21 protein-coding genes are annotated in these 22,981 nt (G+C 72.7%); 7 read left to right on the top strand and 14 right to left on the bottom strand.

Going from position 1 to position 22,981, the window contains the following annotated elements; all coding sequences use genetic code 11:
- Positions 1-199: 199 nt before the first annotated feature.
- From ABGB17_RS08990 to pgsA, 6 genes are all read right to left on the bottom strand, one after another.
- Entirely contained in the window at positions 200-964 is a 765-nt protein-coding gene (locus tag ABGB17_RS08990; protein ID WP_347627354.1) for a nitroreductase, read from the bottom strand.
- A 133-nt stretch (positions 965-1,097) separates the two neighbouring features.
- Positions 1,098-1,583 carry a MarR family transcriptional regulator gene (locus ABGB17_RS08985; protein WP_347627353.1) on the bottom strand — a complete coding sequence of 162 codons (486 nt, stop codon included), beginning with the start codon at positions 1,581-1,583 and terminating at the stop codon, positions 1,098-1,100.
- 87 nt (positions 1,584-1,670) lie between these two features.
- Positions 1,671-2,213, bottom strand: a complete 543-nt coding sequence (locus ABGB17_RS08980) for a hypothetical protein (RefSeq protein ID WP_347627352.1) — start codon at positions 2,211-2,213, stop codon at positions 1,671-1,673.
- Positions 2,210-3,427: a glycosyltransferase family 4 protein gene (locus ABGB17_RS08975; protein ID WP_347627351.1), complete on the bottom strand. Its 1,218-nt coding sequence runs from the start codon at positions 3,425-3,427 to the stop codon at positions 2,210-2,212. Before ABGB17_RS08975 ends, ABGB17_RS08980 begins: the two co-directional genes overlap by 4 nt.
- A gap of 7 nt (positions 3,428-3,434) precedes the next feature.
- Positions 3,435-4,337: a phosphatidylinositol mannoside acyltransferase gene (locus tag ABGB17_RS08970; protein ID WP_347627350.1), complete on the bottom strand. Its 903-nt coding sequence runs from the start codon at positions 4,335-4,337 to the stop codon at positions 3,435-3,437.
- 63 nt (positions 4,338-4,400) lie between these two features.
- Positions 4,401-5,000, bottom strand: a complete 600-nt coding sequence (gene pgsA / locus ABGB17_RS08965) for a phosphatidylinositol phosphate synthase (RefSeq protein WP_347627349.1) — start codon at positions 4,998-5,000, stop codon at positions 4,401-4,403.
- A gap of 289 nt (positions 5,001-5,289) precedes the next feature.
- On the opposite strand from pgsA, the gene ABGB17_RS08960 reads away from it, so the two are divergent.
- From ABGB17_RS08960 to ABGB17_RS08950, 3 genes are all read left to right on the top strand, one after another.
- A complete protein-coding gene (locus ABGB17_RS08960; RefSeq protein ID WP_347627348.1) occupies positions 5,290-7,449 on the top strand; it encodes an elongation factor G-like protein EF-G2 in 2,160 nt (719 codons plus the stop codon).
- A gap of 181 nt (positions 7,450-7,630) precedes the next feature.
- Complete coding sequence (locus ABGB17_RS08955; protein WP_347627347.1) at positions 7,631-9,208, top strand: family 10 glycosylhydrolase; 1,578 nt, start codon at positions 7,631-7,633, stop codon at positions 9,206-9,208.
- 135 nt (positions 9,209-9,343) lie between these two features.
- Complete coding sequence (locus ABGB17_RS08950; protein ID WP_347627346.1) at positions 9,344-11,494, top strand: hypothetical protein; 2,151 nt, start codon at positions 9,344-9,346, stop codon at positions 11,492-11,494.
- Here ABGB17_RS08950 and ABGB17_RS08945 read toward each other — a convergent pair whose 3' ends face one another.
- From ABGB17_RS08945 to ABGB17_RS08935, 3 genes are all read right to left on the bottom strand, one after another.
- Positions 11,495-12,037, bottom strand: coding sequence for an HIT domain-containing protein (locus tag ABGB17_RS08945; RefSeq protein WP_347627345.1), 543 nt, complete (start codon positions 12,035-12,037; stop codon positions 11,495-11,497). It abuts the gene before it with no gap.
- Between the two features lie 135 nt (positions 12,038-12,172).
- Positions 12,173-14,140, bottom strand: coding sequence for a threonine--tRNA ligase (thrS, locus tag ABGB17_RS08940; RefSeq protein ID WP_347627344.1), 1,968 nt, complete (start codon positions 14,138-14,140; stop codon positions 12,173-12,175).
- 125 nt (positions 14,141-14,265) lie between these two features.
- On the bottom strand, positions 14,266-14,874 hold the full coding sequence (locus ABGB17_RS08935; RefSeq protein WP_347627343.1) for a glycoside hydrolase family 25 protein: 609 nt from the start codon (positions 14,872-14,874) through the stop codon (positions 14,266-14,268).
- Between the two features lie 254 nt (positions 14,875-15,128).
- On the opposite strand from ABGB17_RS08935, the gene ABGB17_RS08930 reads away from it, so the two are divergent.
- Entirely contained in the window at positions 15,129-16,718 is a 1,590-nt protein-coding gene (locus tag ABGB17_RS08930) for a bis-aminopropyl spermidine synthase family protein (protein WP_347627342.1), read from the top strand.
- A gap of 31 nt (positions 16,719-16,749) precedes the next feature.
- Entirely contained in the window at positions 16,750-17,010 is a 261-nt protein-coding gene (locus ABGB17_RS08925; RefSeq protein WP_347627341.1) for a dsRBD fold-containing protein, read from the top strand.
- Between the two features lie 432 nt (positions 17,011-17,442).
- Here ABGB17_RS08925 and ABGB17_RS08920 read toward each other — a convergent pair whose 3' ends face one another.
- Together ABGB17_RS08920 and ABGB17_RS08915 are read right to left on the bottom strand one after the other, a co-directional pair.
- Complete coding sequence (locus ABGB17_RS08920; RefSeq protein ID WP_347627340.1) at positions 17,443-18,267, bottom strand: universal stress protein; 825 nt, start codon at positions 18,265-18,267, stop codon at positions 17,443-17,445.
- A 21-nt stretch (positions 18,268-18,288) separates the two neighbouring features.
- The gene (locus ABGB17_RS08915) at positions 18,289-18,963 is read right to left on the bottom strand and encodes a CBS domain-containing protein (RefSeq protein ID WP_347627339.1); all 675 of its coding nucleotides are present in this window, start codon (positions 18,961-18,963) and stop codon (positions 18,289-18,291) included.
- 183 nt (positions 18,964-19,146) lie between these two features.
- Here ABGB17_RS08915 and ABGB17_RS08910 point away from each other — a divergent pair, with 183 nt between their 5' ends.
- Both ABGB17_RS08910 and ABGB17_RS08905 read left to right on the top strand, forming a co-directional pair.
- Entirely contained in the window at positions 19,147-19,593 is a 447-nt protein-coding gene (locus ABGB17_RS08910) for an Hsp20/alpha crystallin family protein (protein ID WP_347627338.1), read from the top strand.
- An 80-nt stretch (positions 19,594-19,673) separates the two neighbouring features.
- Positions 19,674-20,000: a MerR family transcriptional regulator gene (locus tag ABGB17_RS08905; RefSeq protein ID WP_347627337.1), complete on the top strand. Its 327-nt coding sequence runs from the start codon at positions 19,674-19,676 to the stop codon at positions 19,998-20,000.
- 46 nt (positions 20,001-20,046) lie between these two features.
- On the opposite strand, the gene ABGB17_RS08900 is transcribed toward ABGB17_RS08905, so the two are convergent.
- The 3 genes from ABGB17_RS08900 to ABGB17_RS08890 all read right to left on the bottom strand — a co-directional run bounded on the left by ABGB17_RS08900 (position 20,047) and on the right by ABGB17_RS08890 (position 22,902).
- Positions 20,047-21,210, bottom strand: a complete 1,164-nt coding sequence (locus ABGB17_RS08900; protein ID WP_347627336.1) for a zinc-dependent alcohol dehydrogenase — start codon at positions 21,208-21,210, stop codon at positions 20,047-20,049.
- A complete protein-coding gene (locus tag ABGB17_RS08895; protein WP_347627335.1) occupies positions 21,207-21,674 on the bottom strand; it encodes a hypothetical protein in 468 nt (155 codons plus the stop codon). The genes ABGB17_RS08900 and ABGB17_RS08895 overlap by 4 nt, the downstream gene beginning before the upstream one ends.
- Positions 21,675-21,795: 121 nt before the next feature.
- Positions 21,796-22,902: a M12 family metallopeptidase gene (locus ABGB17_RS08890; protein ID WP_347627334.1), complete on the bottom strand. Its 1,107-nt coding sequence runs from the start codon at positions 22,900-22,902 to the stop codon at positions 21,796-21,798.
- Between the last annotated feature and the right edge of the window lie 79 nt (positions 22,903-22,981).

The raw sequence follows: 22,981 nt of genomic DNA, 5'->3' as shown, positions 1-22,981 counted from the left end.
AGGCGCCCCCCGTCACGGCGTGACGCCGTTCGTCACCGTGACCACCCGGCCGGTTGTCCTCGCCGACGCGGTCGCGAGCCCCGGAGACCGATCTCCGGCGATGTCTCACACTCATGATCCGTCCTCTCTCCCCAGGACAGCGAAATCGGATTCGTCTCTCGGCCGGCGCGGGGGCGGCCACGCGGCGGCGTGCGGCGGCTCAGCGTCCGCGTGGTGCTCGTCCAGCCGGCGACAGGGCCGGGCGACGACAGCCGCTCCGGACGGGAGACGCCGGGGTCACGCCGCGCGGGACCGTCGTCGAGCTCGGGACGAACGTGACCGTCTCCTTGAGCGGCGCCCGGCCGGTACGGACGTGACCCACCGTGACGTCCTCGAACCCGATGGACATGCCGCAGAAGAGGATGAGCCCCTCCGGGGGTGACAGGATCTCCGCGACGGTCCTGTGGTACACCGACCACGCCATCTGCGGGCAACTGTGCAGCCCCTCGGCGCGCAGCAGCAGCATGACGGTCTGCAGGTACATGCCGACGTCGGCCCATTGGGGCGGGTCCATGTCGCGGTCGATGTAGCAGAACAGGGCGGCGGGCGCGCCGAAACAGTCCCAGTTCGCGGACGCGGCCCTCTGGCGGGCCTCCCAGTCCTCGCGTGCGATGCCCAGTGCGCCGTAGCGCTCCCGGCCGAAGGCGGATCGGCGCTCGCAGTACGGGGACTTCAGTGCGGGCGGATACATCTCGTACTCCCGCTCGTCCCAGGGGTCGCCCGCGGCCACGCGCTCGAGCGCGCGTTTCTTCAGCTCGGCCAGCGGCCCGCCGGTCAGTACGTAGACGTGCCAGGGTTGGAGGTTCGACCCGGACGGCGCCCAGGCCGCGGCGGACAGCACACGCTCCAGCACCTCCACCGGGACAGGCCGGCCGGTGAATCCGCGCACAGCCCTCCGGCTCGTGACCGCCTCGTAGACGTCCACGATCGCCACCTCCCGTCTTGACGTGGCGAGTTCCGTTACATCTACGACGGTATCATTCGCGATGGTATCAATCAATACTATCTGGCGTCCGCGAGCATCCCCTGAAGGTGACTCTCGTCACGCGCGGCCGGGCCTACGCCTCGCCGCCCGGAGGGTAGGCGAACCGGGTCAGCAGATCCATCAGTTGCTCGGGCTCGCCCGGCGCGAGCTGGGCGACCAGACGCTCAGCCAGCGGCTCCGCCGCCACATAGGCCGCATCGAGGAGCTCGGCACCCTGGGGCGTGATCTCCACCGCCCGCACCCGCCGGTCCCCCGGAACGGGCTTGCGCACGGCCAGCCCCATCCGTTCCAGATCGTCCACGACCCGCATGATCCCGGCCTTGTCCGACCCCGTGGCCGCCGCCAGGTCCCGCTGCACCGTGGCCCCGCGGTCGATCAGCACGATCAGCACGGCGAAATGCCGCAACTCTATGCCGAGCGGGCGAAGCGCCTCCGTCATCACCGCGGCCGCGCGCCAGTGCGCCTGGCGCAGCAGCAGGCCGAGAGCGAAAGGCGTGGTGCCCCCGGGGCGATCGGCCCGGCGCGAGGCACCGGTCGGGTGAGGACTGTCAGCGGTCATGAGAACATGTTAGCCGCTACCTTTTCATTCGATACAGTATCGTCTGAAACTAAGCATCCGGCGAGAGGGCCGGCGTCGTCAGCGGCGTCAGCGTTCGGCGAAGGTCGCGGGCTCGGCGTCGTCGATCTCGAAGTACGACGGGTACTCGGTGTGGCCGGCCAGGCGCAGGGTGCGGGCCAGCCAGCGGCGCTGGGCCTGGCGGGTGACGCCGACGGCGTTGTTGTAGAAGCGCCGGGAGTAGATGACCTTGGTGACCGCGGAGTCAAGCTCGGCCATCAGCTCCGGCCCTGCGGGGGTCTCGGCGAGCCGTTCCCTGAAGCGCTCCTGGTCCACGACGGCCCGCAGCGCGCGGGACAGGTCGCTCTCGGCGTGCTCGCGCTCCTCGGGCCCGGCGGTCCGGGCCTCGTGGGTGGCCGCGGCGAGCAGCAGGCTGGTCGCCGGGTCCAGGATGCGGGACGCCGCGAGCTCCATGCACACCGCCGCGCGGCGCACCAGCGCGGCGTCCAGGGCCTCCCGTGCGCTCTCCAGGCGGATGTGCAGGCGGTCCAGCCGCCCGGCCCGCCAGGAGATGTACACGGCGACGAGCACAACGGCGACGCCGATCACCAGCAGGATCATGGAGGTGGTCACGAGCCGCCGCCGAGACGGGAGCGCACGGTGTCACGGACGCGGGCACCGGTGCCGGCGAGCCAGCCGGGGCCCTCACGTCCCCGGGGCGGCTCGTCGGCGACGACGCCGGTGGTGCCCTCGGTGACGGTCTCGTAGACCCGCACCACGTCGCGGGCGACCGTGGACCAGTCGTAGGCGCGGACGGCCTGCCGGGCCTGCTCCGACAGCTCGCCACGGCGGGCGGGGTCGTCGAGCAGGGCGGCGGCGCCGTCCGCCAGGGACACCGGGTCGCCGGTGGTGAACAGCGCGCCGGCGCGGCCCTCCCCGAGGACCTTGCGGAAGGCGGGGATGTCGCTGGCCAGGATGGCGGCCCCGGCGGCCATGGCCTCGGCGAGCACGATGCCGAAGCTCTCGCCGCCGGTGTTGGGGGCGCAGAACACGTCCACCGAGTGGTAGGCGCGGACCTTGTCCTCCTCGCTGACCATGCCGAGCACGCCGACCCGGTCGCGCAGCGCCGCGGGGACCTTGCCGAGCACCTCGTCGGCGTCGCCCGGCCCGGCGATCAGCAACCGCAGGCCCGGACGCCCGGGGGCGAGCCGGGTGAACGCGTCGAGCAGCACGGGCAGGCCCTTGCGTGGCTCGTCCATGCGGCCGAGGAACCCGATCACGCCGCCGTCCGGGCCCCACCCGGGCAGCGGCTCGGCCTCGGCGTACCGGCCCACGGTGACGCCGTTGGGGATCAGCACGGCGTCCCCGCCGATGTGCTCCACCAGGGTCTTGCGCGCCGCGTCGGACACCGCGATCCGCCCGGTGATCTTCTCAAGGGCGGTCTGCAGCACCGGCGCGGACACCGACAGCGCCCGCGAGCGCGGGAACGACGCGTGGAACGTCGCGACGATCGGCCCCTGCGCCGCCCAGCAGGCCAGCAGGCCCACCGACGGCACCGAGGGCTCGTGCACGTGCAGCACGTCGAACCGCCCCTCGGCGAGCCACCGCCGCACCCGGCCGGCGGACAGGAACCCGAAGGCGAGCCTGGCCACCGACCCGTTGTAGGGCACGGGGACCGCGCGCCCCGCGCTGGTGACGTAGTACGGCAGTTGCGCGTCCTCGGCGGCGGGGGCCATGACCGACACCTGGTGGCCGTCCTCGATCAGCGCCTCGGTGAGGTCGCGGACGTGCGCCATGACGCCGCCGGGGACGTCCCAGGAGTACGGGCAGACCATGCCCACCCTCATGGCGCGATCACCGCGGGTCCAGGTCGTCGAGCCAGATGCGCTGGAGCATGTGCCAGTCCTCCGGGTGCTCGGCGATGCCCTCCTCGAAGGCGCGGGCCATGGCCTGGGTCATGACGGTGACCTTCTCCTGCCGGGAGCCCTCGGCGGGGATGGGGATCTCCGGGTGGATGCGTATGCCCCAGCCGTCGCCGTCGAACCAGAGGCTGGCCGGGTGCAGGGGCGCGCCGGTCTGCAGGGACAGCAGGGCGGGCCCGGCCACCATGCGGGTGGCGGAGCCGAAGAAGTCGACCTGCACGCCCCGCTCGGTGAGGTCGCGCTCGGCCGGCAGGCAGATGGCCCGGCCGGCGCGCAGCCGCTGGGCGAGCACGCCGAACGCGTGGGCGGTGCCGCCGCCCTTGGCGGTGAGCGGCAGGACCTCCATGCCGAGGCTCTCGCGGAAGGCCACGAACCGGTCGAACAGCGACTCGGGCTTGAGCCGCTCCATCACCGTGGTGAACGGGTAGCCCTTGTGGATGAGCCAGGCGCCCGCGAGGTCCCAGTTGCCCATGTGGGGCAGGGCCAGCACGATGCCGCGCCCGGAGTCGACGGCGGCGAAGATCTGCTCACCGCCGATGGCGCGGGTGCCGGTGAGGATGCGCTCCTTGCCGATGACGGGAAGCCGCAGCGCCTCCATCCAGTAGCGGAAGTAGGACCGGAGCCCGGCCCTGCTGAGGTCGCGGACGGACGGGTCGGCGGCGTCCTTGCCGGTCACCCGGGCGAGGTTGGACTCCAGACGCAGCACGGACCGGCCCCGCCGCCGCCACATCACGTCGGCGATGCCGCGGAACGCCCACATGGCCAGCCTCTCGGGCAGCTTGGGCACGAGCAGCCAGCCGAGGTGGTAGGCCCAGGCCACGAGCCTGTCGGACAACGCGAGGTCACCCCCGGTAGATAAGGAACGGTCTGTGACGTGAAAAGGCTCAGCGTCTTACGTTCATGTTGGCACCGTCTGGCGGTAGACGTGAAGAATCCGTTGCCCGGCGGTGAACGCGCTGGCGGCGGCCAGCAGCCACAGCCCCGCGGGCAGGACGAAGGGCACGCCGAGCCCGGCCAGCCCGGCCGCGACCAGCACCACCAGCAGCCGCTCGGACCGCTCGGCGAGCCCGACGTCGCAGGTCAGCCCGAGGCCCTCGGCCCGCGCCTTGGCGTACGACACCACGGCCCCCGCGACCAGGCAGAACAGCGCGACGCCCGCCAGCAGCCGCTCGCCGGTCCCCATGAAGTAGAGGATCAGGCCGGAGAAGATGGCGGCGTCGCCGACGCGGTCCAGCGTGGAGTCCAGGAACGCCCCCCACGTGCTGCCGGCGCCGACCATGCGGGCCAGCACGCCGTCCAGCAGGTCGGCGAGCACGAACACCGTGATGGCCACCGAGCCCCACCACAGATGACCGAGGGGGTAGAGGACCAGGGCGCTCAGGGCCACGCCGAGCGTGCCGATCGCGGTGATGACGTTGGGGCTGACGCCGCGCCGGGCCAGCGCCCGGCCGATCGGGGTCAGCACGCGGGTGACGGCGGGACGCAGCAGCTTCAACATCGCGCTCCGATCGTAGGCCACAGAAGGGCACGGCGTTGTCACGGGTCATCCCGGCGACCACCTGGTGCGATATGCCACCTAACGGGTAAGGGAGGGACGAGAGGGACAAACAAGGCTGACCGGATCGGCGTCCGGCGCCTTGTTGCCGAGCACTTTTGCCTTTCGCCTCTTGTGATCCGCGCGGCGGAGGTAAAGGGTGTAGTGCACCGCGCTCTATCGGGCGGCGGGCGCGGCGGCGGACGATGTGGCCGCGCGCGGCCGCATCTCACGGCGAGACGCGGGAGGCGACGTGCCGGACAGGAACACGGGCCACACTTCGGGAGCCGCGGGCAGAGCACCCTCGGCCGACCGGCCGGATTTGGTGCGCAATGTCGTGCTGGTCGGCCACTCCGGAGCCGGGAAGACCACCCTGGTCGAGGCGCTGCTGGCCGCGACGGGCACCGTACAGCGCGCGGGGCGCGTCGAGGACGGCTCCACGGTCTGCGACTTCGACGAAGTGGAGGTGCGGCAGCAGCGCTCGGTCAATCTCTGCGTGGCGCCGCTGACGTACAACGGCATCAAGATCAACCTGCTGGACACCCCCGGGTACGCCGACTTCGTCGGCGACCTGCGGGCGGGCCTGCGCGCGGCCGACGCGGCGCTGTTCGTCGTGTCGGCGGCCGAGGGCGTGGACGGCCTGACGCGCATGCTCTGGGAGGAGTGCGCCTCGGTCGGCATGCCCCGCGCGGTGGTGGTCACCAAGATCGACCACCAGCGCGCCGACTTCGACGACGTGGTGGCCACGTGCCAGGACGTCTTCGGCGACGGCGTGGCGCCGCTGTACCTGCCCGTGGTGACCAACGGGCACGTGAACGGCCTGATCGGGCTGCTGTCGCAGAAGTACTTCAACTACGCGACCGGCAGCCGTAGCGAGAACGACCCCGGACCGGCGTACCAGGACCAGATCGACACCTACCGGGGCTCGCTGATCGAGGGGATCATCCAGGAGAGCGAGGACGAGTCCCTCATGGACCGTTACCTCTCCGGCGAGGAGATCGACACCAAGATCCTCATCGAGGACCTGGAGAAGGCGGTCGCGCGGGGCGGCTTCTACCCCCTGCTCGCCACCTGCGCCGCACCCGGGTCCGGGCCCGTGGTGGGCATGCAGGAACTCCTGGAGATCATGACGCAGGGGTTCCCCTCGCCGATGGAGCACCCCCTGCCCGAGATCACCACCATCGACGGCCGGCCCGCCAGGGCGCTGACCTGCGACCCGGACGGCCCCCTGGTCGCCGAGATCGTCAAGACCACCAGCGACCCGTACGTCGGGCGCATCAGCCTGGTGCGCGTCTTCTCCGGCACCCTGCGGCCCGACATGACGGTGCACGTGTCCGGGCACGGCCTCGCCGACCGGGGCCACGAGGACCACGACCTGGACGAGCGCATCGGCTCGCTGTCCTCGCCGCTCGGCAAGAACCAGCGCACCACGGCCAAGTGCATCGCGGGCGACATCTGCGCGGTCGCCAAGCTCGGCAGGGCCGAGACCGGCGACACCCTGTCCGACAAGGACAACCCGCTGCTGGTGACCTCCTGGACGATGCCCGAGCCGCTGCTGCCGGTCGCCATCAGGGCAAGGTCCAAGGCCGACGAGGACAAGCTGTCGCAGGCCCTCGGGCGGCTGGTCGCCGAGGACCCGACGCTGCGGCTGGAGAACAACCCCGAGACGCGGCAACTCGTGCTGTGGTGCATGGGCGAGGCGCACGCCGACGTGCTGCTCGACCACCTGTCCAGGCGGCACGGCGTCGAGGTGGAGCGCATCGACCTGCGGGTGCCGCTGCGCGAGACGTTCGGCGGCAAGGCGCAGGGCATGGGCCGCAACGTCAAGCAGACCGGCGGGCACGGGCAGTACGCCATCTGCCACGTCGAGGTGGAGCCGCTGCCGTCCGGCGGCGGGTTCGAGTTCGTGGACAAGATCGTGGGCGGCGTCGTGCCGAGGCAGTTCATCCCCTCGGTGGAGAAGGGCGTGCGCGCGCAGATGGAGCGCGGCGTCCTCGCCGGGTACCCCGTGGTCGACATCCGGGTGACGCTGTACGACGGCAAGGCGCACTCGGTGGACTCCTCCGACATGGCCTTCCAGATCGCGGGGCAGCTCGCGCTGAAGGAGGCGGCGGCCAAGGTGCCCGCGCTGCTGCTCGAACCGGTGGACGAGGTGTCGGTGCTCGTGGAGGACGAGCACGTCGGCGCGGTCATGTCGGACCTGTCGTCCCGGCGCGGCCGCGTGCTCGGCACCGAGCCGGTGGGCGTCGGGCGCACGCTGGTGCGGGCCGAGGTCCCCGAGCTGGAGATCACCCGGTACGCCATCGACCTGCGCTCCATGTCCCACGGCACCGGCACCTTCAGCCGGTCCTTCCTGCGGTACGAGCCGCTGCCGTCCCACCTGGCCGACAAGCTCAGGGCGGCAGGCGACTGACGCCCGCCCGGACGCGGCGCGCCGGCCAGTCACCGTACCGGCCGGCGCGGCGCGCCATGGCAGGCATGGCGACATCATGGGTCACGGCAGTCACAGGAACCACTAAGGTAACGGTGGCATCACAGAACGATTTCGGTTTTTCGCCCTTACCATTCCTTTGCCGATGCCAGACTGAGGTCCCATGCGAAACGGACTTCGGCCCTTGCTCGCCGCCGCCGGGCTGGCGGTGGCCACCACGAGCGTCGCGTACACCTTCGGACACCGCCCGGCGCCGGCGGACGGCGAGGCCGCCCCGGCGGCGCGGCAGGCCGTCTCCGCCTCCTCCGCCAGGGCGTGCCAGGTGAACGCGGCCCCCGCCAAGCGGCAGCTCCGCGGCGTCTGGATCGCGACCGTGCACAACCTCGACTGGCCGTCCAAGCCGGGGCTGACCCAGGCCAGGCAGCGCTCCGAGTACGTCAAGATCCTCGACACCGCCGTGCGGCGCAACCTCAACGCGGTGTTCGTCCAGGTGCGCCCGGCCTCCGACGCCCTCTACGCCTCGCCGCACGAGCCGTGGTCGCAGTGGCTCACCGGCACCCCCGGCGGGAACCCCGGGTGGGACCCGCTGCCGTTCCTCGTCGACGAGGCGCACAAGCGGGGACTGGAGTTCCACGCCTGGTTCAACCCGTACCGGGCCGCCGCCACGGCCGACCTGTCGAAGCTGCCGGCGTCGCATCCGGCGCGGCAGCACCCCTCGTGGGTCGTGAAATATCAGGGCAAGGCGTATTACAACCCGGGGCTACCGGAGGTCCGCCGGCACACCGTCAAGATCGTCGACGACGTGGTGCGGCGCTACGACGTGGACGGCGTGCATTTCGACGACTACTTCTACCCCTATCCGGTGGCGGGCGTGCCGTTCTCCGACAAGGCCGCCTTTACAAAGTACGGCAAGGGCAAGTCGCTGGCCGCCTGGCGGCGCGACAACGTCAACAAGCTGATCGCCGAGGTGGGGCAGGCCGTGCACACGGCCAAGCCGTACGTGAAGTTCGGCGTCAGCCCGTTCGGCATCTGGCGCAACAAGTCCGACGACCCCGCGGGGTCGGACACCAAGGGGCTGTCGGCCTACGACGCGATCTACTCCGACGCGCGGACGTGGATCAGGGCCCGGTCGGTCGACTACATCATGCCCCAGCTCTACTGGCCGCGCGGCTTCGCCGTCGCCGACTACGCCAAGCTGCTGCCGTGGTGGGCCGACCAGGTCCGGGGCACCGGCGTCCACCTGTACATCGGGCAGGCCCTCTACCGCGTCGGCACCAAGGACACCCCCGCGTGGACCAAGCCCGGCGAGCTGCCGTCCCACCTCACCCTCAACCGCAAGCGGCCCGAGGTGATGGGCGACGTCTACTTCAGCGCCGCCCAGGTGCTGAAGAACCCCCTCGGCGTCCTCGACCGCATCGCCGAGGACCACTACGCCAAGCCCGCCCTGCTGCCGCTGATGGCCGCGCGCGGCGGCAAGGCGCCCGGCGCCCCCACCGGCCTGAGGCTGGCCGCCGGCACGCTGTCGTGGAACCCGGTGCCCGGCGCCCGCTCCTACGCCGTCTACCGCGTCGCCGACGCCGTCTCCGCGCCGTGCGCCGCCGCCGACCCCCGCAACCTCGTGGCGCTGCTCCCCTCCCCCCGGGGCTCCGCCATGAGCGCCAAGCAGCCGGGCACCTACGTGGTGACGGCCGTGGACCGCCTGGGCAACGAGGGCCTTCCCTCCGTCGCCACCCTCACCTGACGGCCGCGCATCCCCCGGCCCCTGCCGGGCAGGGGGCGGTTTCCCGGGGTGTTCATCGGGGTTTTCTGGACCGGCCACGGGGGTTTCCCGTACGGTTCCAGGGATTCGCGGTGGTCAGGTCGCAGGAGGTCAGTGGTGAGGCGGGCGTTGGTCGCGGTGGCCGTGGTCCTGGTGGGGCTCGTCGGCGTCCCAGCCCCTGCGGCGCTCGCCGCGGAGGGGGGACCGGTCGCGCTGATCGGCGTCCCCGGGCTGCGGTGGGACGACGTGAGCGCCACCGACACGCCGAACCTCTGGCGGCTGGCGGGCGGCGGCGCCGCCGGGTCGCTGTCGGTGCGGTCGGTGGGGCGGATCACCTGCCCCTACGACGGGTGGCTGACCGTCTCGTCCGGCGTGCGGTCCTCGGTGGGGTCCCGCTGCGGGCCGCCGCCCCGGTTCGACCGTGAGGGGGACGGCGCGGTCATCCCGCACTTCGACTGGTTGTGGACGGTGCGCGACGCCGCGTACGCGGGCACCCTCGGCGAGGCGGCGCACGCCGCGGGGCGGTGCACCACCGCGGTGGGGCGGGGCGCGGTGCTGGCGCTCGCCGACCGCGCGGGACGGGTGGACCGGTACGCCGAGACGCCCGCCGGGCTGGCCGACTGGTCCGCGTGCCCGGTCATCGCCGTGGACGTCGACAACCTGATCCGGCCCTACCTCGACGGCGAGCGGCTGTCCCCGCTGCCGGAGAAGCTCACCCCCGACGCCCGCAGGCAGGCACTGCGGGCCGCCGACGCGACCGCCGGCACCGTGCTGTCCAAGCTGCCGCCCGGCACGACCGTGCTCGTGGCGGGCCTCTCCGACCACGGCTCCGACCCGCACCTGCGGGTCGCCATGTGGCACACCGCGGACGGGCGGGCCGTGGGGCGCTACCTCGGGGCGGCGTCCACCCACCGGGACGACATGGTGATCCTGCCGGACGTCACGGCCACCATGCTCGACGCGGCCGGGATCGCCGTGCCCGCCACGGTGATCGGGGTGCCGTGGCGGGCGGGACCGGCCGCCGGCCTCGAAGGCCGCGTGGACGCGCTGCGCCGCGCCGACGTCGCCGGGCAGAGCGTGCGGGTGGCCGGCGGCGGGTTCTTCTCCACGCTGGCCGTGCTCCAGGTGCTGTTCTACGTGATCGCGTTCCTGCTGCTGCGGCGGCGGCGCGGCCTCGGCGTCATCAGGGTCTCGGCGCTGGCGCTCGCCTCGCTGCCGGTGTCCACGTTCCTCGTCAACCTCACGCCGTGGGACCGGGCGGCCACGCCCGTCGCGGCGATGGTCGGCGGCATCCTCGCCTGCGCGGCCGTGCTGACCTGCGCCGCGCTGACCCTCCCGGCGCTGTGGGCGCGCCTGCGGGGACGGCCGCGCGCGTCCGGGGTGCTCGGTGCGTCCGCCGTGGTGGCGGCGGTGACGGCGGCCGTGCTGCTGGCGGACCTGCTGACCGGCACGCCGTTGCAGCTCGACAGCATGATGGGGTACACCGGCGTGGTCGGGGCGCGCTACTACGGCCTCGGCAACATCCCGTTCGCGCTGCTCGCCACGGCCGTGCTGCTGCTGACCACCGTGGCCGCCGACGGGCTGGTGCGGGCCGGGCACCGCACGGCCGCGGTGGCGCTGGTGGCGGGGCTCGGCGGGTTCGCGATGATCCTGGACGGCTGGCCGGGGGTCGGCAGCGACTTCGGCGGCGTGATCGCGTTCGTGCCGGGCATCGCGGTGGCGGCGCTGCTGGTGGCGGGCAAGCGGGTGTCGGTGGTGAAGCTCGGGGCGTTCTGCGTGGCCGGGGGCGTCACGGTGATGGGCGTCGCGTTCCTGGACCGCCTGCGGCCGCCCGCGTCCCAGACCCACCTCGGGCGGTTCGCCGGTCAGGTGGTGGACGGCACGTTCCTGCCGGTGATCGGGCGCAAGCTCGCGGCCATGCTGAGCACGCTCCTCTCCCCCAACCTGATGCCGATCGTCATCGCGGCGCTCGCGTTCCTGATCTTCGCCGTGCTGCGTCCCGGCGCGGCCAGCGCGGGGCTGCTGCCCGCCGTGTTCGAGCGCGCCCCGATGTTGCGGGCGGGCCTGATCGGGGCGCTGGTCAGCGGCGTCGTCGGCATGCTGGTCAACGACTCGGGCGCCGCGGTGCTGTCCATGGCCCTCGCCCTGGCCGTCCCCCTGGTCCTCGCGGCCGGCGTGCGCGCCCTCGGCCCGGCGCCCGCGGTGAGCGGCCCCGCCGTCCCGCAGCCGGTCACCGCCGCCCCCGGGCGGTCCCCGGCGGGCACCTGATCACGAGGGCCAGGCGCCGGCGAGCATCTCCCTGGTGTCCTTGAGGAGCTGGGGCAGGACCTTGGTGTGGCCGACCACGGGCATGAAGTTGGTGTCGCCGCCCCAGCGGGGCACCACGTGCTGGTGCAGGTGGCCCGCGATGCCGGCGCCGGCCACGTGGCCCTGGTTCATGCCGATGTTGAAGCCCTGGGCGCCGCTGGCCTTGCGCAGGCAGAGCATGGCGCGCTTGGTGAAGTCGGCCAGCTCGGCGGTCTCCGGCTCGTCGAGGTCCACGTAGTCGGCCACGTGGCGGTAGGGGCAGACCATCAGGTGGCCGGAGTTGTACGGGTAGAGGTTGAGGACGGCGAACACGGAGGAGCCGCGGGCGACGATCAGGCCGTCCTGGTCGGACATCGTGGGGATGGCACAGAAGGGGCACCCCTCCCCCGGGCCGGTCCCCGTGGGCTTGCCCTCACCCTTGATGTACGCCATGCGGTGGGGGGTCCACAGCCGCTGGAAGTTGTCGGGATCCCCCGCACCTGACTGTTCGATCGGCTCCTGCATGCCTTGCAGCATAGGACGGCGAGCCCGGCGGCACCGCCCCTGGGGGACGGTGCCGCGCGGGGCGCGGGCGCAGGTGCCGTCGCCGGCCGCGCGGGCCGGGCCCGGCGGGCGGGCGACGGCCACGGCGGCCGCGGGTCAGACCTGGAGGCGGCGCTCCACGGCGTCGGCGATCTCGTTCACGGCGTCGTCGACCGGCACGCCGTTCTTCTGCTCGCCGCTGCGGTAGCGGAACGAGACCGCGCCCTGGGACACGTCGTCGTCCCCGGCGAGCAGCATGTAGGGGACCTTGGACTTCTGGGCGTTGCGGATCTTCTTCTGCATGCGGTCGGCCGAGGCGTCGATCTCGACCCGGATGCCGCGCTCACGCAGCCGCTTGGCCACGTCGTTGAGGTACGGCACGTGGGAGTCGGAGATCGGGATGCCGACCACCTGCACCGGGGCGAGCCACGGAGGGAACGCGCCGGCGTAGTGCTCGACCAGCACGCCGAAGAACCGCTCGACCGAGCCGAACAGCGCCCGGTGGATCATGACGGGCCGCTGCCGCGACCCGTCGTCCCCCTGGAACTCCAGCTCGAACAGCTCGGGCAGGTTGAGGTCGACCTGGATGGTGGACATCTGCCAGCTCCGCCCGATGGCGTCCTTCACCTGCACCGAGATCTTCGGCCCGTAGAACGCCGCGCCGCCCTCGTCCAGCACCAGATCGAGGTTCTCCGACTCGGCGGCCGCCCGCAGCGCGTCGGTGGCCTCGGCCCACACCTCGTCGGTGCCGATGGACTTCTCCGGGTCGCGGGTGGACAGCTCCAGGTAGAAGTCCTCCAGACCGTAGTCGCGCAGCAGGCCGAGCACGAACCGCAGCAGGCTCTTCAGCTCGCCCTGCATCTGGTCGCGGGTGCAGTAGATGTGGGCGTCGTCCTGGGTCATGCCGCGCACGCGGGTCAGGCCGTGCACGACGCCGGACTTCTCGTAGCGGTACACGCTGCCGAACTCGAACAGACGCAGCGGCAGCTCGCGGTAGGACCGCCCGCGGGACCTGAAGATCAGGTTGTGCATCGGGCAGTTCATGGGCTTGAGGTAGTAGCGTGCGCCCTCCAGCTCCATGGGCGGGAACATGCCGTCGGCGTACCAGCCGAGGTGCCCGGAGAGCTGGAAGAGGTTCTCCTTGGTGATGTGCGGGGTGTTCACGAAGGAGTACCCCGCCTCCTCGTGCCGGCGCCGCGAGTAGTCCTCCATGACGCGGCGCACCACGCCGCCCTTGGGGTGGAACACCGCGAGGCCCGAGCCGAGCTCGGTGGGGAAGGAGAACAGGTCGAGCTCGGTGCCGAGCTTGCGGTGGTCGCGCTTCTCGGCCTCCTCCAGCAGGTGGAGGTACTCGTCCTGCTTGTCGCGGGACTCCCAGGCGGTGCCGTAGATGCGCTGGAGCTGGGGGTTCTTCTCGCTGCCCCGCCAGTAAGCGCCGCCCGAGCGCATCAGCTTGAACGCCGGGATGGCCCGGGTGGACGGCACGTGCGGGCCGCGGCACAGGTCCTTCCAGCACAGCTTCCCGGTGGACGGGTCGAGGTTGTCGTAGATGGTCAGCTCGCCGCCGCCCACCTCGACGCTCTCCTCGTCGGCGGCGCCGCCCTTGAGGCCGATCAGCTCCAGCTTGTACGGCTCGGCGGCGAGCTCCACGCGGGCGTCGTCGTCGGAGACCGGACGGCGGGCGAACAGCTGGCCCTGCTTGACGATCTCGCGCATGCGCTTCTCGACCCGCTTGAGATCGTCCGGGGTGAACGGCCGCTCGACGTCGAAGTCGTAGTAGAAGCCGTTCTCGACCGGCGGCCCGATGCCGAGCCTGGCCTCGGGGAACAGCTCCTGCACGGCCTGGGCCATGACGTGCGCGGTGGAGTGGCGCAGGATGGACCGCCCGTCGGCCGAGGCGATGTCGATGGCCTCGACGACGTCACCCTCCGCGACCTCGGTCGCGAGGTCGCGCGGCTCCCCGTTGACGCGGGCCGCGATGACGGTGCGGCCGTCCGCCTCGAGCGCCTGCCCGGCCGTCGTGCCGCCCGCCACCACACGCTCGGCTCCGGCGAGGGTGATGCGTACTTCGAGGGCGGCGGACACGGTGTCTCCAAGATCTAGAAGGGCTTCCCCGGATGGCTTTCCGACTATCGTGCCCGATGGTACCGCCGATTCGCCTCGGGTTATCTCCACACGCCACCCCGCCGGGTGCCCCGCGGCAGGGCCCGTCAGGCGTCACGGCGCCGGGGCTGGTAGCCGAGGGCGGCGAGCTCGGCGCGGGTGCCGCGGAAGACGTTGCGGTCGGTGGAGCCGTGCGCGTACTGGTGGATGGTCCAGCGCTCCCACGGCGCCGGGACCACGGGGCGGCCCTTGGGGTGGCTCGGGGCGGCGATCCACAGCGGGTAGTCCTGCAGGCCCTGGCAATACCCCTTCCTGGCGAAGGCCAGGAACGTGTAGATGAGCGGACGCACCCCGGTGACCACCGAGATCACCTTGCACCAGCGCCGGGCGAACGCCGACACCTCGCCCGGCGGCAGGTGCCCCGACCGTTCGAGGTCCAGCGCGATCAGGTCCCCGCGCCGCAGCCCCCCCGCCGCGTCCACCACGTCGAGGAAGTGCCGCGCCTGGTCCACCGCGTCGCCCTTGGGGTGCCCGAAGTGGTACGCCCCGCAGACGAGCCAGTTCTCCCGCATCGCGACCCAGTTGCGCGCGAACCACTTGTCGACGAACCCGGTGCCCTCGCTCGCCTTGGCGAACCCGAAATCGACCCCGTCGCCCGCGTGCTCCGCCCAGTTCACCGACCCCTGCCAGTTGGACACGTCAACACCGTGCAGCACGACCGTCCCCCCTGCATCCTTCGCGCTCTCCCCCGGCCTTCCGCGCGCCTTGGGCCCCCGGACGCGCTCCTCCGGCTCTCCGGCCTCGCACCCTTCCGGACACGCGGTGCGACGGCTCGCGCACCCTTCGTGGCGCGCCCCGGGGATTGTAGCCACGCCGGGCCCCGACGCGTGCCCGGACACGCCAGGCCGGCGTCGTCCACAGGCGCGGATCGTGACGCACGGTCGCCGGGGGGCGCCGATAGGGTTGCCGCGTGGAGTCCGAGGGTGTGGGCAAGCTGCTGGCCGAGGCCGGGGTGGACGCGCGGCGGCTGCGCGCGGCGCTCGGGCTGCTGTCGGACGGGTCGTGGTGGACACTCGCCGGCCTGGTGCGCGCGACGGCGACCTCGCGGCGCGGTGTCGAGGCGCTGCTGCGCGAGCTCGCCCCGGAGCGGTCAGGCGACCGCTTCCGGCTGCCACCGGAGCGTGCGGCGGCGTACCGCGACCTGAGCGACCCGCCGGGCGGCGGCCCCGCCGACCCGGTGGGCCACCTGCTTGACCGGCACCGCGACGTGGTGAAGCGCATGGCGGCCCTGATCGCCGAGGCGCCGCGCGGGCGGCAGGCGCTGGACCACGTGTCGGCCACGCCCGACACGGTGGTGCGCCGGGCGCTGCTCCTCGGCACGCGGTTCTGGCTTCCGGGGGCACGCGTGCTGTGCGTCGGCGACCACGACCTGACGTCGCTCGCCGTGGCGACGCTGCATCCCGAGGCCGAGGTGACGGTGGTGGACATCGACGAGCGCGTGCTCGCGTACATCGCCGCCCGCGCCGCCGAGGCGGGCCTGACGGTCCGCACCCGGTGGGCGGACCTGCGCCTGGGCCTGCCGCCCTCGGTCCGTGAGCAGGCGGACCTGGCGATCACCGACCCGCCGTACACGCCGGAAGGGGTCGGCCTGTTCGCCGCCAGAGCCGTGGAGTCGCTGCGCGACATCGGCACCGCGCGCGTCCTCCTGGCGTACGGCGCCGGGGAGCGCACCCCGATGCTCGCCTACAAGGTCCAGTCCGCCCTCCACGACCTCAACCTGGTCAGCGAGGCGATGTACCCCGACTTCAACCGCTACTTCGGCGCCGAGGCCATCGGCTCCGCCGCCGACCTGTACGTCCTGCGCCCCACCACCAAGTCCCGCCCCGCCGCCGCCACCCGCGCCGACCGCTTCGCCGCCGCCATCTACACCCACGGCCCCCAGTCGGTCGAATCCTCCGGCACGGCGACCGGCACCGCCTTCCCCGACGGCTTCGCCCCCGAGGTCCTGGTGGGCGACTGGCCGAGCGACGTCCTTCCCCGCGTCCCGAGGGTCCGCCTCTCGGTGTGGCTGGCCAAGCCCTACGCCTCCGCCCCCGCGCAGGTGGCCGTGGCCGTCCCCCGCGGCCTGGAGCCGGCCGTCCCCCGCCTGCTGCTGGCCTCGCGCGCCACCCACGTCCGCGTTCTCCTGGCGGGCCACGAGGCCGGCGAGCGCGACCTCTGGCCCGCCCTGCTGACCGGCGACGGCCCGCTGGCGGCGGTCTACAAGATCACCATGACCGGCACCACGATCGACGCCGTGCGGCAGCCCGTGCCGAAGGACGCGCCGGCCCGCGCGCTGCGGGCGATCCTCGACAACGCTCATGGAAAACTCGCCAACACCTGGCGCGAGGCCCTGATCAAGGCCCGCGAATCCCTGACGAAGCGGCAAGCACGCGCGATCGTGGCCGAGACCGCACCGTGGTCGGAGGACGTCACCCCCCTGGAGCTCCCCGCCCACCGGCTGACCGAGCTCCCCGGCCAGGTCACCGCCTCCCTGCGAGCGGCCGCGCCCCCCGGGTGAGAGAGTGGAAGCAGAACAAGGAGGTGCCGTCATGCAAGCCAAGGAGTGGGTCGTGGAGATCCACATAACCGAGGACGACAACGACGACCGCACCGTGGCCCGAGCCGTCCTGCTGACCGAGACCGGCCAACGACACGAAAGCCTGGGCCACGCCCGCCGCAACCCCGTGGACCACCCGGTCCCCGAGATAGGCGACGAACTGGCCGCCGCCCGCGCCCTGGCCGACCTCTCCGCCAAACTCTCCGGCGACGCCGCCGAAGACGTGGCCCACATGGCCGGCCACCCCACCTGACCCGGCTCACCCCAGCCGGCACCCGACCTGGAGCCCGCACATGTGGTGCGGGACGGCGACCGGTCCGGTCTCGGCGCGGCGCGCGGTCCGCGGAGTACCAGGGCGAGTCTCACGACACGCCTCCCGACCCCAGTGCTGATCGACTTCTCGGCCATGGCGGACGGACCGCCCTCGGTGGCCGCGACCTTCGCCCGTACGGGGCGGGACGCGGTGGTCGTCGGCGCGTCCGACGCCGCCGTACGGGGCGGGACGCGGTGGTCGTCGGCGCGTCCGACGCCGCCGTCCCCGCGCCGCACCGGCGTGACGCGAACATCGAGATCGGAGCAAGCCTCGCCGGTCGGGTCCACGGCCTTCTCGGAGAGATGGACGGACGGCTGCCCCGGCGCGCCCCTCCCTTGTGTCCGCGTCCGGGTGTCCGGACCGCGGGCCGGGTCAGGGTGCGGGGGGGACGATGGCGACGGGGCAGTGGGAGTGGTGGAGGGTGTGGTGGGCCACGGAGCCCAGGTGGGCGGGGCGGGCTTTGGTGTGGGAGCCGATCACCAGGAGGTCGGCCTGGTGGGAGGCCTGGATGAGGGTGAGGGCGGGGTGGCCTCTCAGGGATCTGGCGGTGATCTGGAGGCCGGGGTGGGCGGTGCGCCACGGGGTCAGCAGGGCCTGCAGGGCCTCGGTGGCGGTGGGGGAAAGGGAGGGCCTCAGGGGAAGTGCGGCGCGGACGTGGATGACACGGAGGGTCGCGTCACGGAGGCGGGCCTCGGTGGCGGCGTAGGTCAGGGCGGCCTCCGAGGCGGGGGATCCGTCGAAGCCCACGACGATCCGGCCGTGTCCGGTGGCGGGAAGGCTGCGGACCACCACCACGGGGGCGTGGGCGCGGCAGGCGACGGCGCGGCCCACCGAGCCCAGGAACAACGCGGCCAGGCCGCCGCGGCCCTCGCTGCCGAGGACCAGTTCGTCGGCGTACTCGGTCTCGGTGGTGAGGCGTTCTGTCACGGCGCCGGTGATCAGTGCGACGCTCACGTCCACGCCGGGGGTGCGGGCACGCACCCGGTCGGCGGCGGCGGCCAGGGCGGCGCGCCAGTACGACACGTGGCTGTCGCGGGACGCCGGGGCCGGTTTGAGGGGGAAATCGTAGGACCACGGCTCGCGGACGTGCACGATCTTCAGCCGGGCGTCGCCGCGGGCGGCGGCGTCGGCCGCCCAGTCCACGGCTGCCACCGCGGACGGTGACCCGTCCACTCCGACCACGATCTGCCCGTGCACGGCATCCCCCTTCACCAGGGATTATGCCCAGCGGCGCCCAGATGACGACCGGTGGGGCGTCGCGGACAAGTCATCGTGTTCGTAGGTCAGGCGCGGGTGGACCTCGATGACACCGTCCAGGGCGCGGACGCCCTCGGTGATGCGGACCGTCTGGGAGCGGCGGGGGACGTGGCCGGTCAGGGTCACCGTGCCGTCGTCGAGCACGGTGGACAGGGCCGCGGGCAGCACGCCGGACCGGCGGATCACCACGGCGATCTCGGTGGCCAGCTCCGCGGGTGAGCGGGGGAAGACCTTGAGGAGGTCGGCCTGGTGGACGGTGCCGACGATACGGCCGGTCTCGGCGTCCACCACGGGGAGCTGCCTGACGCCGTGGTCGTGCATGATCTGGGCCGCCTCCCGCACGCCGGTGCCGGCGGTGACGGTGATCGCGGGGGTGGTCATGACGCCGGACGCCGTGCGGGACGCCGGCTGCCCCTGCTCCTCACGCAGGCCGCGGGGGTGCGGGACGTCCTCGCGGGGGCCGATCTCCCGCAGCAGCAGGTCGTCGGCGGACACCACCCCGACGGGACGGCGCTCGCGGTCGACCACGGCGAGCGCGCCGATCTTGAAGCGGCGCATCGTCTCCACCAGGTCCGCGAACGACGTGTCCCACGCGACCGCGATGGCGACCTTTCCCATCACGTCGCCGACGCGCATCGCGATCACCTCCTGGCCGGGGCCTCACCCACGACCATTCCCCGCCCGCGCCGTCCTCGACATTCCCTCCTACCAGAAAGGCGAGTTGCATACGAGCACAGGAAGAGTTAACCTACAACTGCAGTTGGAGCTTTTAGCCGGCACACCAGAGCAAGGACATAGATCAGCGAGGAGGTTCCGAAGATGCTGCTCACGTCGATCGACCCCTTCGTCCAGGAGTTCGAGCGGCAGTTCGACCGGCTGACCCGCCAGGCCCTCACCTGGGGCGAGGGCGCCAGGAACGGCGTCATGCCGCTGGACGGCGTGCGGCGCAAGGACGACGTCCTGCTCCGCTTCGACCTGCCGGGCATCGACCCCGACTCCATCGAGGTGACCGTGGACCGCGGTGTGCTGTCGGTCAGCGCCCGCCGCGAGGAGGAGCTCGCCGAGGACGACCGCGTGTTCGTGCGCGAGCGCGTCATGGGCACGTTCACCCGCCGGGTCTACCTCTCCGAGCACCTCGACAGCGAGCGCATCGACGCGGCGTACCACAATGGTGTCCTGCAGATCCGCATCCCGGTTCTGGAGAAGGCCAAGCCGCGCAAGGTCGAGATCCAGCGCGGCGGCGACCCCAAGGCGATCCGCGCCTGACGGGACGCCCTCGGCGCACGCACCGGGCCGGCGCCGCCCCGCACGGGGGGGCGCCGGCCCGCCGTCACATGGAGGGACGCATGGCCCGGCTGCCGATCGACGACCACTACGCGCCGTTGTACTCCCTCGGCCAGGTCGCCGACATGCTCCGCCTGCAGCAGGCCTTCCTGCGCCGTCTCGACGAGTTCGAGGTGGTACGCCCGCACCGCTCCCCGGGTGGGCAGCGCCGCTACTCGCGGGCCGACATCGGGCTCGTGCAGTACGTCGCCGAGCTGTCGGACGAGGGCATGACGCTGATCGCGATCCGCCGCATCCTGGAGCTGGAGCAACAGGTCCGGGCCCTCCAGGAGGAGCTGGAGGCCACCCGCGGCCTGCTGCGCCGCCACGGGATCGACCCGCCGCGCTGAGGACGCGCGGCCGCGGCGGCCCCCGGCGACGGGGCCGCCGCGCCGGTCAGGCCCAGGGCCGGAAGACGGCCCGCACGCAGCCGTCCTTCTTGTTCTTGAACATGTCGTACCCCCGCGGGGCCTCGGTCAGCGGCATGGTGTGCGTCGCCAGGTGGCTGGTGCGCAGCTCGCCGCGGTCGATGAGGTCCAGCAGGCGCGGGATGAACCGCTGCCCGTGCTGCTGGGCGCCGCGCACGGTGAGCCCCTTGTTCATCATCGCGCCGAGCGGGAACCGGTCCACCGTCCCGGCGAACGCCCCGAGGACGAACACCGACCCGCCCTTGCGGCACGCGTAGATCGCCTCCCGCACGGCCGTCGGCCGCTCCCCCATCACGGCCCGCTTCTTCACCTTGCCGTACAGGCCGGGGGCGTGCGCCTGCATGCCCACCGCCTCGATGCACACGTCAGGACCCCGGCCGCCGGTGCGTTCCTTCAGCTCGGCGACGACGTCGGTGCGCGAGCAGTCGATCGTCTCGATCCCGATCTGCTGCTCGGCCATGGCCATGCGCTCGGGCAGCCGGTCGACGGCGATGACCCGGTCGGCGCCGAGCAGCACCGCCGCGCAGGCCGCCATCTGGCCGACCGCGCCGCAGCCCCACACCGCCACCACGTCACCGGGCCGCACCCCGCCGAGCTCGGCCCCCATCCACCCGGAGGGCGCGGCGTCCGAGGCGAACAGCGCGTTCATGTCGTCCACGCCGTCGGGCACGGTGAAGGCCCCGTGGTCGGCGAACGGCACACGGACGTACTCGGCGTGGCTGCCCCGGTAGCCGCCCATGGCGTGCGAGTGGCCGAAGATGCCGGCCGTGTCCCCGCCCCAGGCGGTCTCGGTGATGGCGGGCTTGAGGTTGCTGTTCTCGCACAGCGACCACATGCCGTGCTCGCACTGCCAGCACCGCCCGCAGCCGATGATCGAGGACACCACCACCCGGTCCCCCACCCGGTGCCTGCGGACCTCCGACCCGACCTCGACGATCTCGCCGAGGAACTCGTGCCCGATGACGTCCCCGGCGCGCATGGCCGGGATGTACCCGCCGAGCAGATCCAGGTCGGAACCGCACGTGGTGGTGAGCCTGACCTTGACGATCGCGTCCTGCGCGTTGACGATCCGCGGGTCGGGCACCCGCTCGACCGACAGCTCGTTGACGCCCTGCCAGCACAGCGCCCTCACCGCCGTCCCTCCCCGCCCGCGCGCTCGAACGCCGCCTCCGTCGCCCGGCCCACCGGAACGGGCCGCGGACGGAACGGCTCGGGCCGCAGCACCTCGCCGGTCTCGATCAGGCACTTGGACTCGCGCAGCGCGCGGCGCACGACCTGGCGCGGGTCCTGCCCGCCGAGGCGGGCGAGCACCTGGTCGACCCCGGTGGGCGCCGGGCTGAGCGGGCGGGCGGCGAGCTCGGTGCCCCGGTCGCCGGGCGCCTCGCGCACCTGCACCTCGATGGTGTCGCCGAGCCGGGCCAGCGGCTCGGGCAGCCGCCCGTCAGGGACGACCTCCTCGGGCCGCCGGTAGATGGTCACGGCCAGCCAGCGGGACGCCTCACGGCCGGCCCTGATCCGGGTGCGCCGCGCGGAGAACCAGCGCATCGCGCCGACGCCGCCCCCGAGCAGCATCGCCCCGACAACTCCACGTCTCATTGCCCTCTCCCCCGTCGATGGACGACTGCTCCATGGCTACCCATCCCCACCTGGGGTTACCTCGGGGGCCGCGCACTTGGGGAGGAGTTGACGCACCCCTGACCGCCGGCCCGGCGCGCCGTCACCAGTACATGATCGCCGTCTGACCCGACCCCCTCGTGGAGTACAGCCGCACCCGGGCCACGTAGCGGCGTCCCTTGACCAGCCGCGCGGTCACCGTGGAGTTGCGCTCGGTCCCGGCGTCGTCGTCGGCCCGCACGTAGCGAGGCTCGCCGTCGATCTCCTCGAACAGGCCGAGCACGGTGTCGCTCTCGCCGAACGTGGCCACGGTGTAGTCGCGGGTGCCCTCGGGCACGATGAGGTAGTCGGCCTGCTCCCCCGGCGCGAGGCCGAGCGGCACCGAGGTGAACGGCGACAACTTCGGCGGCCCGGCGGGCGGCAGGCCGGGGTACCAGTAGCGGGCGAACTCCTCGTCGGTGCCGGAGAGACCACCCGGCGGGAACAGGCCCCGGCGGAACTCCTCGGGCTCCAGGATCAGGCCGGGTCCGAAAGCGTACTCCATCACGGACCGCCAGTCGAACGGGGAACCGTCCACCTCGGAGGCGTCCAGCTTGCGGAGCACGTTGTGGAAGATCTTCGGGCGGGGCCAGTTGTTCGGCGGCCCTGAGAACTCCCGGTAGACCGCCTCCTCGTCCCACACGAGGCCGGAGAACGGGCTCTGGTGCTCGTGCGGCATGCCGATGACGTGCCCGATCTCGTGCAGCGCGGTGGTGCGCCCGTGCGGGGTGTCCAGCCGCCATCCGTAGTTGACGGTGCGCTCCCCGATCGGGATGCCGAGCGCGTCACGGCCGAGGTAGGACCACGAGCCGTTGCCCTTCATGAAGCCGATACGGATCTCGGCCTCGGCGCGGTCGGTGACCTCGGCGAACTCCAGCCCGATGCCGAGTTTCTTCCATTCATCGAAGGCGGCGCGCACCGCGGCGCGCTGGACCTGGTCCCCCACCCAGGACACGAACGCGGTGGTGCCGTCGGTCAGGGTGACCGTGGAGCCGTCCTCCTCGCGGTCGAAGAAGTAGTAGTGCAGCACGGTGCCGTTCAGCCACTTGAGCCGCCCGTTGATCAGTGCGTCCAGCCGGACGCCGCTCACGGCGGCGGCCTCGACGGGCACGGACTGCGGCGGCAACGCGCAGTGCGGGCCCTGCTCGTGTTCGTAGTCGGCGGACGTCATGGGTCCCTCCCCTGGTCGGATGTACCGACCAGGCTGGGCACCCGCCCGCGCCCGCGCATGAGTACCCCATTACCTATTT

This window comes from Sphaerisporangium sp. B11E5, from assembly GCF_039871875.1.
GTDB lineage: Bacteria > Actinomycetota > Actinomycetes > Streptosporangiales > Streptosporangiaceae > Sphaerisporangium.
Note: the sequence above shows the minus strand (reverse complement) of the source record. Positions and strands in the feature narration are given on the sequence as shown.

Excerpts from the sequence above, each read along its gene's own strand:
- pgsA (WP_347627349.1), bottom strand. The coding sequence starts at position 5,000 with ATGTTGAAGCTGCTGCGTCCCGCCGTCACCCGCGTGCTGACCCCGATC.
- ABGB17_RS08895 (WP_347627335.1), bottom strand. The coding sequence starts at position 21,674 with ATGAGACGTGGAGTTGTCGGGGCGATGCTGCTCGGGGGCGGCGTCGGC.
- ABGB17_RS08915 (WP_347627339.1), bottom strand. The coding sequence starts at position 18,963 with ATGCGCGTCGGCGACGTGATGGGAAAGGTCGCCATCGCGGTCGCGTGG.
- ABGB17_RS08975 (WP_347627351.1), bottom strand. The coding sequence starts at position 3,427 with ATGAGGGTGGGCATGGTCTGCCCGTACTCCTGGGACGTCCCCGGCGGC.
- ABGB17_RS08910 (WP_347627338.1), top strand. The coding sequence starts at position 19,147 with ATGCTGCTCACGTCGATCGACCCCTTCGTCCAGGAGTTCGAGCGGCAG.
- ABGB17_RS08905 (WP_347627337.1), top strand. The coding sequence starts at position 19,674 with ATGGCCCGGCTGCCGATCGACGACCACTACGCGCCGTTGTACTCCCTC.
- ABGB17_RS08955 (WP_347627347.1), top strand. The coding sequence starts at position 7,631 with ATGCGAAACGGACTTCGGCCCTTGCTCGCCGCCGCCGGGCTGGCGGTG.
- ABGB17_RS08945 (WP_347627345.1), bottom strand. The coding sequence starts at position 12,037 with ATGCAGGAGCCGATCGAACAGTCAGGTGCGGGGGATCCCGACAACTTC.
- ABGB17_RS08890 (WP_347627334.1), bottom strand. The coding sequence starts at position 22,902 with ATGACGTCCGCCGACTACGAACACGAGCAGGGCCCGCACTGCGCGTTG.
- ABGB17_RS08985 (WP_347627353.1), bottom strand. The coding sequence starts at position 1,583 with ATGACCGCTGACAGTCCTCACCCGACCGGTGCCTCGCGCCGGGCCGAT.
- ABGB17_RS08925 (WP_347627341.1), top strand. The coding sequence starts at position 16,750 with ATGCAAGCCAAGGAGTGGGTCGTGGAGATCCACATAACCGAGGACGAC.